The organism is Gardnerella sp. DNF01204 (assembly GCF_049244145.1).
In the GTDB taxonomy this organism is placed as follows: domain Bacteria; phylum Actinomycetota; class Actinomycetes; order Actinomycetales; family Bifidobacteriaceae; genus Bifidobacterium; species Bifidobacterium vaginale.
Genome location: NZ_CP058379.1, coordinates 1,110,923 through 1,123,147 on the forward strand (window position 1 = coordinate 1,110,923; position 12,225 = coordinate 1,123,147).

The following is a 12,225-nucleotide window of genomic DNA, read 5'->3' on the forward strand; positions in this document are numbered from 1 at the left end:
CAATCGCTGCAAATTCGCGGGCGATTGGCTACTATCGCAGAAAGCATGCTGCGTTAATATTTTTACCGAGATTGAAATTGCACAGCGCATGCCAACAAACCAGAGCATTCCTACAATCAGAGCCACATACTCACATAGACACAGTATAAAGCGAGTAGAAGTAAGCCTTCTGATTCATAAGCTCCTCAAAGCTTCCGCGCTCAATAAGCTCGCCACTTTTCATCACAAGAATCTCATCATATTGTTTAAGCGAATTAGCATCCAAGCGATGAGTTACCACGAGTCGAAGAATTCCTTGCAAATCCAAAATAGACTGAGTTACGTTCGCACTCGTCTCGTTATCTAACGCACTCGTTGCCTCATCAACCAGCAAAATCTCGGACTTTTTAAGCAAGCTTCGCGCAATAGCAATACGTTGCTTTTCGCCGCCAGAAAGATGACTACCGTTCTCGCCGCACTGATAATCCTTACCTTTAGCAGCAATCAAATCATCCAAACCAGCCAGGTGAATCACGCGATCCACCTCCGCGTCCTGGAATGGCTTAAACAGCGTAATATTATCTAAAATCGAAGCATCAAACATAAACACAGACTGCTGCATAAGAGTCGTCTTATCATAAAGCGAACTCTTGCTCACATTGCTAAGTTCGTGATTATTCAGCTGCACGCTACCTTCATAATCCTTGTAATATCCCATAAGCAAATTAATCAAGCTACTCTTACCAGCACCAGAAGGCCCTACTATCGCGTAAGATTTTCCAGCTTGCAAAGTTAGATTTACGTTTTTCAAGACTTTACGATCAGCATCGTAAGAATACGAAACATCTCGCAAAACAATGCTTTTAATAGAATCGTCAATAATATCGCCAGAATCTTCCTTAACGTTACTCATATAATCAGCCATCTTGCTAATAAGCTTCTTAGCACCCTTCATCTCGCCAAGCATTTGCGGAAGACTTGCAATAGGCTGAAGCACTCCATTCATCAAATTAGTGAAAGCTAACACCATTCCAGCAGTAATAACACCAACATGAGCATTAACCATCCAAGCGCCAACAAGCATCACGCCAAGCTGAGTTGCAAGGCTTGAAATCGTTCCAAGAGCAGAAACAGTAGTCATCGTTTTTTCGCGAAGATTCTTAGTATGCTCAAGCTCCATCGACTGATTCTGATAACGGTTAATAACCTCCTGCTCCGCCTTAAAACTCTTAATAACCGAAACTCCATTCAAAACATCCTTCGTCAGGGCCGTATAAGACTCATTCGATTTAGAAACCTGCTCCTCTCGAGTGGCAATTCCATTAGCTGTAAGAATCGAGCACGCCATTGGAAGCACAGAAATAATAAGAGCAATAACAGTGAGCAGCGGACTGTAGTAAATCATAAGAGCCAGCGAGCTTACAAGCATAAGAACATCTTGAACAAAGTCAAAAATCTTCTTCAAATACTTTTCTTGAATACGCTCGCAATCATTAGTAAGTACAGAAAGATACGTGCCAGAATTCGCAAGCGAAAAATCACTATAACTCTTTTTTAAAAGCTTCTTAATAACAGACTCTTTATACTGATTCATTGCTTTTTCAAGAAAGCGAGGATACGCGCTGCGCTTCAACGCAAAAATCAGGGAGATTACCAGCATAAAGGAAGCGACAAGCAGAAAAATAGTAGTTAAAGAGAAGGCTCCTTTGCCAGACATATAGTCGAAAATAATTTGCAAAATCCAAGAAATAGCAGTGAAAATCATAGACAAGGCAATAAAAACTATCATCGAAAGAAAAGCTACAAGTTTGTTTTCCTTGAAAAATAGTTTTACGTAATTTTTCACGTCGGGATGCAGTTTGGACGATTGCTGATTCGCCACAGTATTTTGATTCGCGGACGATTGCTGATTCGCCGCGTTGTCAGTTTTACTCATTCTCGCTACCTCTCACTTCCTTTATATCTATACTATTTCTATTATCTCTTCTCTAATAGCATTTTCGCAGCTAGCATCTTCATAAGCTATTTGCTTATTCACTCGCTACAAAGCATTGAAAGCTACACTATCATACTTATCATGATTATTAACCCTTAACGTAATACTTAAACGCATTTATACGTAATTCTTGACAGAAATAATAAGCATAGAGTTAAAAAAAAATCAAATTAAAACACTGATTCCATATGTATTATCAGTGTAAACGTGTCAAATGCGCAACGTTGCTTCAATACAAAGCTCAAGAGCATACGCTTTAGAGTCTCCACCCCAATTGCGCTCATCGTAATTTTCAACATCGTGCAAAGTATCTGCAGTGTAAAGAATCTCACCCCAAACAATCCCACGCATTTGCGCACAAGCCGCTAAAGCAGAACACTCCATCTCAACAACCGCGCATCCCTCCTGCTTACGATTAGCAACTTTCGTCTTAGTTTCACGGAAAAACCCATCCGTAGTCCACGTTTTAACTTCATGATAAGGCAAATTGTGCGCCTGTAAAGTTTGTAAAATAGCACGTCTCGAGCACTCTGAAACGTCAACATAACGACTTGGAGGCAAATAATGATAAGAAGTCCCCTCATCCCTTAAAGCTTTATACGGAACCAGGAAAACATTTTCCGCATAATCAACTAGCGATCCGCAAGAACCAGCACTAACAACTTCGCTAACACCGTAAGAAATCAGCCAGTCTAAGATCTGAACAGCGGCAGGAGCGCCAACTGGAGCCTGCACTAAGCAGATTTTTTGCGTTTCTTCTTCTACTTCACTGTTTGTATTTTCCCTTACTGTATCTCCTACTTTTTCTTCCAAAACATATATTGGATATACTTTAGTTGCAGATTCAAAATTTGCTACAATCGTAGCTTTCCTACTTAAAGCATACTGATCAATTTCATCGCCTAAGAAAGCAAAAACCGCTTTAGATGGAAGCTGAACAGAAATATTATCGTGATTTGGCATTAAAACTGCACTTTTATCGGAATCATACTCTAAAATCGGTAAATCGTATTCTGTCATATAATCAACTCCTTCATACAATAAACTAATTCTACAAGCCATTCAATCCTATATACAAGCACGCACATTATCGCACAAAAATCACAAATCAGCCAAACACAACAAATTCTCGGGCGATTGGCTACTATCGCCAAACAGAGACACTCACGCATGAGAAGGAGTACATATCAAAGTTTGACAAACACAAATCAAGTTTGACAAACACAGATCCATTCGCTATAGTCTTCACTTATCACCATTTCTACTAGTAAAGGAGTGCGCATGTATCATACAAATATGATGACAAATTGTTGTTGTAACGTATGCTGTTGCGCATTTCTTAATCGAAATGATGTTTGCAAGCACTAAGTATGCATCATCTAGCCTGTGTTAAAAAGCATTTACGTTAAAACACAGCAAATTACGATTCAAGAAACAGCGCGCTGTTTCTTTTTTTATGCCAAAAATCGAATATAAGACGTTGAAAAGATAACAATTTAATACGGATTAGATATTAAACAGATAAATGGCATCTTTAGAAACAACTAATAAAGCAATAGTCGCTTTATTAATAAAATCATTTTTTAAAAATTAAAAACAAATCAAACAAAACAAAAACAAACAAGTAAAACAACAAACAAGTAAGGGGAAATATTATGTCTAATATTTACAAGTCCGTGCAAGAACTCGTAGGCCACACTCCACTTATGGAGCTTACGCACATTGAAAAAGAGTATAATCTAGCAGCAAAAATCCTTGTAAAACTCGAATACTTCAACCCAGCAGGCTCTGTAAAAGACCGAATTGCAAAGCAGATGATTGAAGAAGCAGAAGCCGAAGGCACGCTTAAACCAGGCTCAGTAATTGTTGAGCCAACCTCTGGAAATACTGGCATTGGTCTTTCAATGATTGCTCAAACAAAAGGATACAAAAGCATTATTGTTATGCCAGAAAGCATGTCTATTGAACGCAGAAAACTTATGAAAGCATACGGCGCCGAACTCGTGCTCACCCCAGCTGCAGAAGGAATGAAAGGCGCAATTGCCAAAGCGAAGGAAATCGTTGAAAACACGCCAAACGCGTGGACTCCAGGACAGTTTACCAATCAAGCAAATGTACACGCGCACTACAACACAACAGGTCCAGAAATTTGGCAAGACACTGACGGAAACGTGGATATGCTCATTGCTGGCGTTGGAACAGGCGGCACAATCACTGGTACTGGCACATACTTAAAAGAGCAAAATCCACATCTGGAAGTAATCGCAGTAGAACCAGCCGACTCCCCTGTGCTCGCAGGCGGCAAGCCAGGAGCGCACAAGATTCAAGGAATCGGCGCAGGATTCGTGCCAGATGTGCTCAACCAAAACATTTACAATCGCATTATTCACGTAACAAATGAAGACGCAATCGAAAGCGGCAAGCTTATAAGCAAAAAAGAAGGCGTTCTCGTGGGTATTTCTTCTGGAGCTGCAATCTGGGCAGCAATCCAAGAAGCAAAAAGAGAAGAAAACAGCGGTAAAACCATTGTTGCAATACTTCCCGATTCAGGAGATCGATACTTGTCTACAGCATTATTTGAAGACTAACTACATTTAGGAGCACTACTGTAAATACGCAAGTTTTGATTAAATAATATATGGATAATAAATGGATAATAAATAACATTATTAGATAATGATCAAAACTATAAAATAAAGAAAATATCAAAAATAACGGGAGAAATGTATGAATGATCGCCTTGATCTTATAAATCAACTAAACTCAATTTACGATTCAGACATAAGACAAGCTACATTCATACCTAATTACCGAAATATTATTGCGCTCATACATGCGACTCAGGCTCTACTTTTGCCTGAGTTGCATGTGCGCAATGAAAGCAACGAGGCTACACAACTCAACGCTAGTTTGAATACTAACGCTAGTTTAAATACCGTTACTTCAAACGCATTAGACACTATAGAACGCATTATATTCCACGAACTTCAATGCTACACAAGCAACACAATTAAAATTCGAGAAACTTGCAATCAATTTATAAATACTCTTCCTACAATTAAAAAGTTACTTTTAACAGATATTCAAGCCATGTATGAAGGCGATCCTGCTTGCACAAGCAAAGTAGAAGTCACACTCGCATACCCTGGTTTTTATGCGATGCTTATTCACCGCACAGCTCACGCACTATACGAACTTAACGTACCGCTAATTCCTAGACTTATGAGCGAATATGCACACAGAAGAACTGGAATCGACATTCATCCAGGAGCAAAAATTGGCGCATATTTTTGCATTGATCACGGAACTGGCATTGTAATTGGCGAAACAACTGTAATCGGCGAGCATGTTAAGCTTTACCAAGGCGTAACGCTGGGTGCACAAAGTTTTGCGCTAGACGAGGATGGAAATCCTATAAAAGGCGGAAAGCGGCATCCAAATATTGGCGATAACGTAGTAATCTACGCAAACGCAACAATCTTAGGCGGAGAAACCACAATAGGAAGCGGAAGTATAATCGCAGCAAACGCGTGGATTAACCGCAGTATTCCTGCAAACACAACCTACCACTTTCCTAAAGCCTAATACGCAATCATGCTCTGTCTTTTATAAAACCGCAGCACTCGATTTCTGATAACTCAATAAAACCAGCAGATTTATAAAAAGCAATAGTTTTTTCAGTACAATCCGTGGTTAATTGAATTTGACGAACATTAGGGTAAAAATCCACAATCGCATTTAACAAAGCAGAGCCTATTCCCTGCCTTTGATACTCTGGCAAAACAAGAATATCCTGAATAAGAACAACCGTATATCCGTCACCAACAGCTCTAGCAATTCCAACTAGCTCATCATTTTTATACGCAGCTAAAACCTTGAGTGAATTGTTAAAGCCATTTTCTAAAGCAACTAAATCATCTGTATACGAAGACCAACCAACAGAATCATATAGTCTTAAAATATCTTTGCTATTATATTTTTCGTACTCTTTTAGTTGAACATCTGCTAGATTCATTTACAACAACACCTCGCAAAACATAACAAAAGTGCGCGATCTAAAACGTAAAAACGGAAGAACGCGCACTAATAATAATACTTAACAACAGCTAAAACAGCTACTTTTTAAGTTGCACTGGCTCGTGATCCTTGCCCATCTTAAACTTAAGACCTGCACGCTGCCACATGCGATATTCGCCAACTGCCGTAAAGAGAACATCTGTGGAAGAGTTAAGCGCAGTTTCGCACGAATCTTGAATCACGCCAATAATAAGACCAATAGCAACTACTTGCATAGCAATATCGTTTGAAATACCAAACGATGAGCACGCAAGAGGTATAAGCAAAAGCGAACCACCAGCAACACCAGACGCGCCTGCAGCGCTAACTGCAGAAAGCACAGACAAAATCACAGCTGTTGGAATATCAACGTAAATCCCAAGAGTGTGAGCAGCACACAAAGCCATAATCGAAATCGTTATAGCAGCACCACTCATATTAATGGTTGATCCAAGCGATATAGAAACTGAGTAATTGTCTTTGTTAAAACCGAGTTTTTCGCACAAATTCATGTTTACAGGGATATTTGCAGCAGAAGAACGCATAAAGAACGCTGTAACTCCCGAATCGCGCAACGTTCGCAATACAAGAGGATACGGATTCTTGCCAGTGAGAGCAAAAACCAAAATTGGATTAACAATCAAAGCAACAACAGCCATAGTGCATACTAATAAAGCAATAACGGAACCGTATTCACTAAAAATACGAAGACCATTGCTTGCCACTGTTGTATAAACAAGACCCATAATGCCAAAAGGCGCTGCGTTAATAATCCAGTGAACAATTTTTCCAATAGCAGACGAAACGTTATCAAAGAATGCTTTAGTGGAAGGCTCAGCCAAACGAAGCGCTACACCGAAAGCAATTGCCCAGAATAAAATACCAATAAAGTTTCCCTTAGCAAGAGCGTCTACAGGGTTTACCACAATATTTAACACAAGAGAATTAAGAACTTCACCGATTCCTTGAGGAGATGGTGAAGATGCTGCTTCAACATGCGCAAAAGTGAAGTCAACAGGGAAAATCATAGCTGCACATACAGCTATAAGGCTTGCAGTGAAAGTAGAAATCGCATACAACACGATTACAAGCTTCATGTTTCCAACACTTTTTGCTTTTGCAAGCGCTCCAATCACAAGGCAAAATACCAAGATAGGCGCAACGGATTTAAGTGCGCTCACAAACAGCTTTCCAATAAGATCTAACACGTAAACGTGAGCTGGCACAAAAAGACCAAGTGCAGCGCCAAGAAAAAGACCAATGACAATACGCAGAATAAGGTCAATGTTATTCCACTTTTGAATAATCTTGTGCATGAGAGTCTCCTGTAATTTAGTTTGTGCAGAATATTTTATACTCTTTTATTTGTATTCATACTCGCAAGATCTTCTATTTTTACATATTATACACACGCATGCATATATATGCAAATCGTTAAGTTCTAGCAATTTAACAATGCCTTTTGCTTAGAAGATAACACTTATTAATCACATATAAACTTCATATATTCTGCAGCGCAAATCATCTAATCTGCATAACTCGTATTGGGTAATTGAGGCAAAACAACAAGCAATCCTGCTGTGAAAATCAGCGCGAGTATAGGCAAAAGCTGCCATTGGAACGCCGATGAGAATGCAAATCCAATCCAAGAACCAGTAGTAGCACCAATCGCAAACGCGAGGCGCGCCCAACCAGAAAACTTAGCGAGAGCACTCCCCTTAAACAGAATCTGACGCGCAACAATAATCGGCTCTACTAGTAGCATTCCGCCAATCGCTTCAAGTAAGAATGCAAAGCACATCATTGGCAAAAGATTAATAAACATAAGACAATAAGCAAGCAAGCTCACAGCAATACCTAAAATCGCCACTTTTCTTAAACCGAGCTTTTGAGACGAATGCGCATACAAAACGGATGCGAGCACGCTTCCTACACCAGTGAAAATATACAGTATTGTTAAAGATTTAGAGCCATATTGCTTACCTAGACCAAGAAGAATATAGGAAACAGAGCATGCAGGAATAAAAGCAACCAAAAGAGATCCAGCAAGAAGCATGATTTTACTCTTTAGTAATGGATTCGCAGATTTATTAGATGCAGATTTGGAATCAACATCATTTTCTTGATTTTCTTTCGATTCTTTCGACGCTTCCTCTACATCTTGCGGTGTTTCTTCTACTTCATTAGACGCTTGCGCTTTTTCCTCTATTTCGCAAGACGCTTGCGCAATGTCTTGTTTCATAATAAATCGCGTAGCACAAGCCGCAAAAGAAGTGACGGACGAGAAAATCAAAACCGCAGGAATCGACCAGCTTGCAATCCAAGATCCAAGCGGAGAGCCGAGCAAGGTTCCTGTAATACTTGCCAAAATACTAACAATGCCGCTGTAGTTGACAATCATACCGTCATCGCCGCCTGCAGCATCAACCTCGAAAACTTCGCTAGCAATGTCAATCACTTGACCTGTAATCAACAATGCGCAAGAAAGAGCTACAAGCGACCACTTCCACGCAGGAGATCCAAGCATAAGAAGCGGTAGTAAACTGAGCACGCCTTCTACGCCTTCAGTCATAGCAAGAGCGCGAAAACCGCCAAGCTTATCAACTATCCAACCAGAGCATGGCGAAAGAAAATCGGCAACCGTCATAAAAGTCTTACGAAAACCAATCACCCAAGCCGGCAAGCCCACAATAATAATAGAAGGCAAAACCGAGCCTTCATACGCTTGGTTACCGAGCATAGAAAAACAGAAGCCAACCAGCGCCCATCGCAATGCTGGGCTAATAGATCTCATACGAATAAAAATATTATTCTTGCTAAATATTGACTTCACAGCAACCAACTCTCCTCTAAAACTCTTTCAAAATCGCAAATCATAATGCAAGTTTACGCAAACTTACAGGCAAACTTACACAACTACTCACAAATCGCTATCAAACTTAAATAATTCACTACAAATTACACAAATCCAATAGCTTATTTAGTAAATTTGATATCACTATACTCTTGTTTAAAAAAAAAGCAAAAATTGCGTTATTATCGCACATGAGTATTTCTACACTTTTTTGAGTGCACACTATGGATAGTGGGTGCACTTTTTAACGATAGAAAAAGGTAATCGTTAAAAAGTTTAAGATTAGCTTGGTAGCTTGCTGAACAATCTTACGCAATAATCAACATGCCACTAGCATTACACCCACTCCACACCAGCGAATCTAATCCTTATATAATTAACTAAATCCCATATTTATCAGCTAAAACCCTATATTGGTTAAAGTACCTTTACGCTGTTGAACCGCCACACCAACATTCCATATGATCACACCAACAATTGCCCATAACATGCCAACAACAAGAATCACAAGTAGCGATACGCCAACATTTACAGAACCATCAACTATACTACGCGATACTTGAGTAACATGAGTTACTGGAATCACATATAACACGTATTGCATCATCTTAGGAAATACGCTAATCGGAGCAATCACACCACAAACAATAGGAAGTATTGCACTAAGCGCGTTAGAAATAGTATAAACATCATTCATCATCATGCTTATAGCAGCTATAGCAATACCAAATCCCGTAGAAGCAACAGGAACAATAAGGAACAACAGCATCAACGCACTCATATTAATCATCAAGAAAGCACTTGGGCTTACTACAAGCATTGTTATAAACAAAGTCACAGCATCACTCACTAAAGAAATAGTCAAGAGCGCAATAATACGACCTAACCATAATGGTAATGCAACTTTTGCGCTTGTAAGCACGAATGGTGTTGTGCCTTCAAAACGATCCCATGCTAGTGCTTCTGACACAGTCATACTTGTGGAAATAGAACACGCTCCCATCACAGCAGCAAGAGTTGAAGCAATCAAACTATGATTAAAACCCGCGCTAATTGCAGCACTAGCTGTTCCATTGAATCCTCCACTTACAGCTCCAGCTAGAAAAACGTATAAGAACGTGGATAAAAGAGGCTCAATAATCATACGAATAACAGCAGTATTCCAACTATTTAAGCTAGGTATACTCTGTATACTCACTCTTGCACCAGTTCGTATACTAGATAACACGCTCACGTGACCATACTGAGAATATTGATTATATTGATGCAATCTAGCGCACTTACTATTTTGAATAATTTTATTTCGCATAGTTTCAACCTGATTATTATTTCGTATCATATTATGTTTAAACTCCCATTAAGCGTTGCAAGTCGAATAGCATGACGTAACATAAAACCTGCAATAACAAGCAAAACGCTGGATAATACAACACATAACACAATTGCTAACACAGTAGTAGCATTAAACGATTGCGCATGAGCCACCCACACTGCAGACGTAAGCGGATGAATAAACGCAATAATGCGAGCAGGCAATGGCATTGATTCTACAGGGATTACTATTCCACAAAGCATCCATACAGGAATTAAAATCAAACCTTCATAAACTGTAGCTTTACGGCATAATATAAAAATTCCAGATAATAATGCAGCAGAAGCTACGCAAGCGAGCATAGAAAGTAAGTATCCAACTAGCTGCGTGAATGTTATCATAAAGAACCCATGGCAGAAAACAGCAACGGTAATAATCGCAAGCGGCATACCAATGCACCCAAGTAAAGCTGCGGATCCTACAATAGGAAGAAACACTGCAGAAGGTGAGATAACACTTAAAGTTAAATATTGTAATGTTCCTAAATAACGCTGGTATCCAATAATTCCAACAGCAGTAGTTGTAGCAGACCATAATCCAGCTATAGAAGAATCAACCCAAATATTATTAAGACAGTTAGCACAATCATGAGAAAAACCATAGTAGGCAACAATTTTCATCAACGCAAAACATACTGGAGCAAGTATCGCATTTTGCAAGAAAAACGTTGTTTTCGCTAAACTTTTAAGCTGAAACCACATGCCACGAATCACAGAAGCGTATGAATGAGTAGAAGTATTCATATTAAACCTCCTACTTACTTAATGGGAGCAAGGACGGCGAAGAAGACGGCGTAGCAGCAGAAGAAGTAGAAATATTTGGTGCAGAAATATTGTCATTTTGCACAATAGCAAGATACGTTTCTTCCAAACTTGCAGCGCGATCACCTAAACGCGTAATCCCATCAACAGGAATTTTAATATTTCGTTCTTGAGATAATGTTTTACTCCACGCGATAGTAATATTTAACACTCCGTGTGATTCAAAAACATCACACCACAGCACTCCATCAAGTTTTTGCAATTCTTCCTTAACACTAGGAGTTCCGCTTGATAGTTCACCGTCATACGCGTACATTGTTACGTGATCGATATGCTGCAAAGAAGCCAACTGCTGAACACTTCCCTGAGCGATAATATTACCGTGATTTATTACAGCAACAGTATCAGCTAATTTTTCAGCCTCACTCATCTCATGCGTAGTTAGCAAAATCGCTATTCCTTGATCTCGTAAAGCATGAATAATTTCACGTACTTTCCTAGCATTTTCAGGATCCAAACCAGTGGTAGGCTCATCTAAAAGCATAAGATCCGTTCTAGCGACCAGCGATCGAGCAATATGTAACCGCTGCCACATTCCCCTTGAAAAAGTTTGAACAGCATCATGAGCTTTATCAAGTAAATCGACTTGCTCAAGAGCATCGTGAATACGCTTTCCTTGCTCCCTATATGGAACAGCGGAAAGATCAGCAAAATAACGAAGATTATCTAATGCACTTAACCTTTGATAAAATCCTCGCTCACCTCCAAGAAGTAACGACACGTGCTTACGCGCTTCTCGAGGATTACTCACAGCATCAATATTGGCAATACGAACACTACCACTATCAGGAGCTAACAACGTACCAACAATTTTTACGGTAGTTGTTTTACCTGCACCATTAGGGCCAAGCAAGCAAAATATTTCACCAGAATGAATATCAAAAGATACGTTATGTAAAACTTGGCGAGTTGTTTTCTTACGACCGAATCCACGAGAATAAGATCTTGTTATATTATCAATGCGCAATATTAAGTTGCTAGTTGACTGCTTATTATTGTTATCGCGACTATTAGTCGCGTTTTCTATATTATTATTCATTATTATTGCTTCGTTCTTACGTGTTATTAAAGCTTAATTCTTACTATTATTGAATAAATTTCAACAATGAAAATTAATTAGATAAAAAAGATAACGCTTGCTTACAAG

Annotated in this window: 10 protein-coding genes; 2 read left to right on the forward strand and 8 right to left on the reverse strand. The window is 39.3% G+C overall.

The features are described 5' to 3' along the window. Positions 1 to 130 precede the first annotated feature (130 nt). On the reverse strand, positions 131 to 1,915 hold the full coding sequence (locus tag HXT46_RS04345) for an ABC transporter ATP-binding protein (protein ID WP_421785715.1): 1,785 nt from the start codon (positions 1,913 to 1,915) through the stop codon (positions 131 to 133). Between the two features lie 270 nt (positions 1,916 to 2,185). After that, a complete protein-coding gene (locus HXT46_RS04350) occupies positions 2,186 to 2,995 on the reverse strand; it encodes a nucleoside phosphorylase (protein ID WP_285084896.1) in 810 nt (269 codons plus the stop codon). Between the two features lie 635 nt (positions 2,996 to 3,630). Here HXT46_RS04350 and cysK point away from each other — a divergent pair. Both cysK and epsC read left to right on the forward strand, forming a co-directional pair. Continuing rightward, positions 3,631 to 4,563 carry a cysteine synthase A gene (gene cysK / locus HXT46_RS04355; RefSeq protein WP_004117534.1) on the forward strand — a complete coding sequence of 311 codons (933 nt, stop codon included), beginning with the start codon at positions 3,631 to 3,633 and terminating at the stop codon, positions 4,561 to 4,563. A 139-nt stretch (positions 4,564 to 4,702) separates the two neighbouring features. Beyond that, a complete protein-coding gene (gene epsC / locus HXT46_RS04360; protein ID WP_004117532.1) occupies positions 4,703 to 5,560 on the forward strand; it encodes a serine O-acetyltransferase EpsC in 858 nt (285 codons plus the stop codon). A 7-nt stretch (positions 5,561 to 5,567) separates the two neighbouring features. Here the strand turns inward: epsC and HXT46_RS04365 are convergent, their stop codons facing one another. The 6 genes from HXT46_RS04365 to HXT46_RS04390 form a co-directional block, all read right to left on the reverse strand. Continuing rightward, positions 5,568 to 5,990 carry a GNAT family N-acetyltransferase gene (locus tag HXT46_RS04365; RefSeq protein ID WP_004113245.1) on the reverse strand — a complete coding sequence of 141 codons (423 nt, stop codon included), beginning with the start codon at positions 5,988 to 5,990 and terminating at the stop codon, positions 5,568 to 5,570. A 100-nt stretch (positions 5,991 to 6,090) separates the two neighbouring features. Next, the gene (gene sstT / locus HXT46_RS04370; protein ID WP_004117528.1) at positions 6,091 to 7,347 is read right to left on the reverse strand and encodes a serine/threonine transporter SstT; all 1,257 of its coding nucleotides are present in this window, start codon (positions 7,345 to 7,347) and stop codon (positions 6,091 to 6,093) included. Positions 7,348 to 7,556: 209 nt separating this feature from the next. Continuing rightward, entirely contained in the window at positions 7,557 to 8,864 is a 1,308-nt protein-coding gene (locus tag HXT46_RS04375) for an MFS transporter (RefSeq protein WP_004113248.1), read from the reverse strand. A gap of 421 nt (positions 8,865 to 9,285) precedes the next feature. Beyond that, complete coding sequence (locus HXT46_RS04380) at positions 9,286 to 10,224, reverse strand: ABC transporter permease (protein ID WP_004114777.1); 939 nt, start codon at positions 10,222 to 10,224, stop codon at positions 9,286 to 9,288. Beyond that, a complete protein-coding gene (locus HXT46_RS04385; protein WP_032834396.1) occupies positions 10,221 to 11,000 on the reverse strand; it encodes a hypothetical protein in 780 nt (259 codons plus the stop codon). Before HXT46_RS04385 ends, HXT46_RS04380 begins: the two co-directional genes overlap by 4 nt. Before the next feature lie 10 nt (positions 11,001 to 11,010). Beyond that, complete coding sequence (locus HXT46_RS04390; RefSeq protein WP_101887921.1) at positions 11,011 to 12,117, reverse strand: ABC transporter ATP-binding protein; 1,107 nt, start codon at positions 12,115 to 12,117, stop codon at positions 11,011 to 11,013. Positions 12,118 to 12,225: the final 108 nt, after the last annotated feature.

What these genes read in the sequence shown, in the direction of transcription:
- HXT46_RS04345 (WP_421785715.1), bottom strand. Translation starts at nt 1,915, where the DNA reads ATGAGTAAAACTGACAACGCGGCGAATCAGCAATCGTCCGCGAATCAA.
- HXT46_RS04350 (WP_285084896.1), bottom strand. Translation starts at nt 2,995, where the DNA reads ATGACAGAATACGATTTACCGATTTTAGAGTATGATTCCGATAAAAGT.
- cysK (WP_004117534.1), top strand. Translation starts at nt 3,631, where the DNA reads ATGTCTAATATTTACAAGTCCGTGCAAGAACTCGTAGGCCACACTCCA.
- epsC (WP_004117532.1), top strand. Translation starts at nt 4,703, where the DNA reads ATGAATGATCGCCTTGATCTTATAAATCAACTAAACTCAATTTACGAT.
- HXT46_RS04365 (WP_004113245.1), bottom strand. Translation starts at nt 5,990, where the DNA reads ATGAATCTAGCAGATGTTCAACTAAAAGAGTACGAAAAATATAATAGC.
- sstT (WP_004117528.1), bottom strand. Translation starts at nt 7,347, where the DNA reads ATGCACAAGATTATTCAAAAGTGGAATAACATTGACCTTATTCTGCGT.
- HXT46_RS04380 (WP_004114777.1), bottom strand. Translation starts at nt 10,224, where the DNA reads ATGATACGAAATAATAATCAGGTTGAAACTATGCGAAATAAAATTATT.
- HXT46_RS04385 (WP_032834396.1), bottom strand. Translation starts at nt 11,000, where the DNA reads ATGAATACTTCTACTCATTCATACGCTTCTGTGATTCGTGGCATGTGG.
- HXT46_RS04390 (WP_101887921.1), bottom strand. Translation starts at nt 12,117, where the DNA reads ATGAATAATAATATAGAAAACGCGACTAATAGTCGCGATAACAATAAT.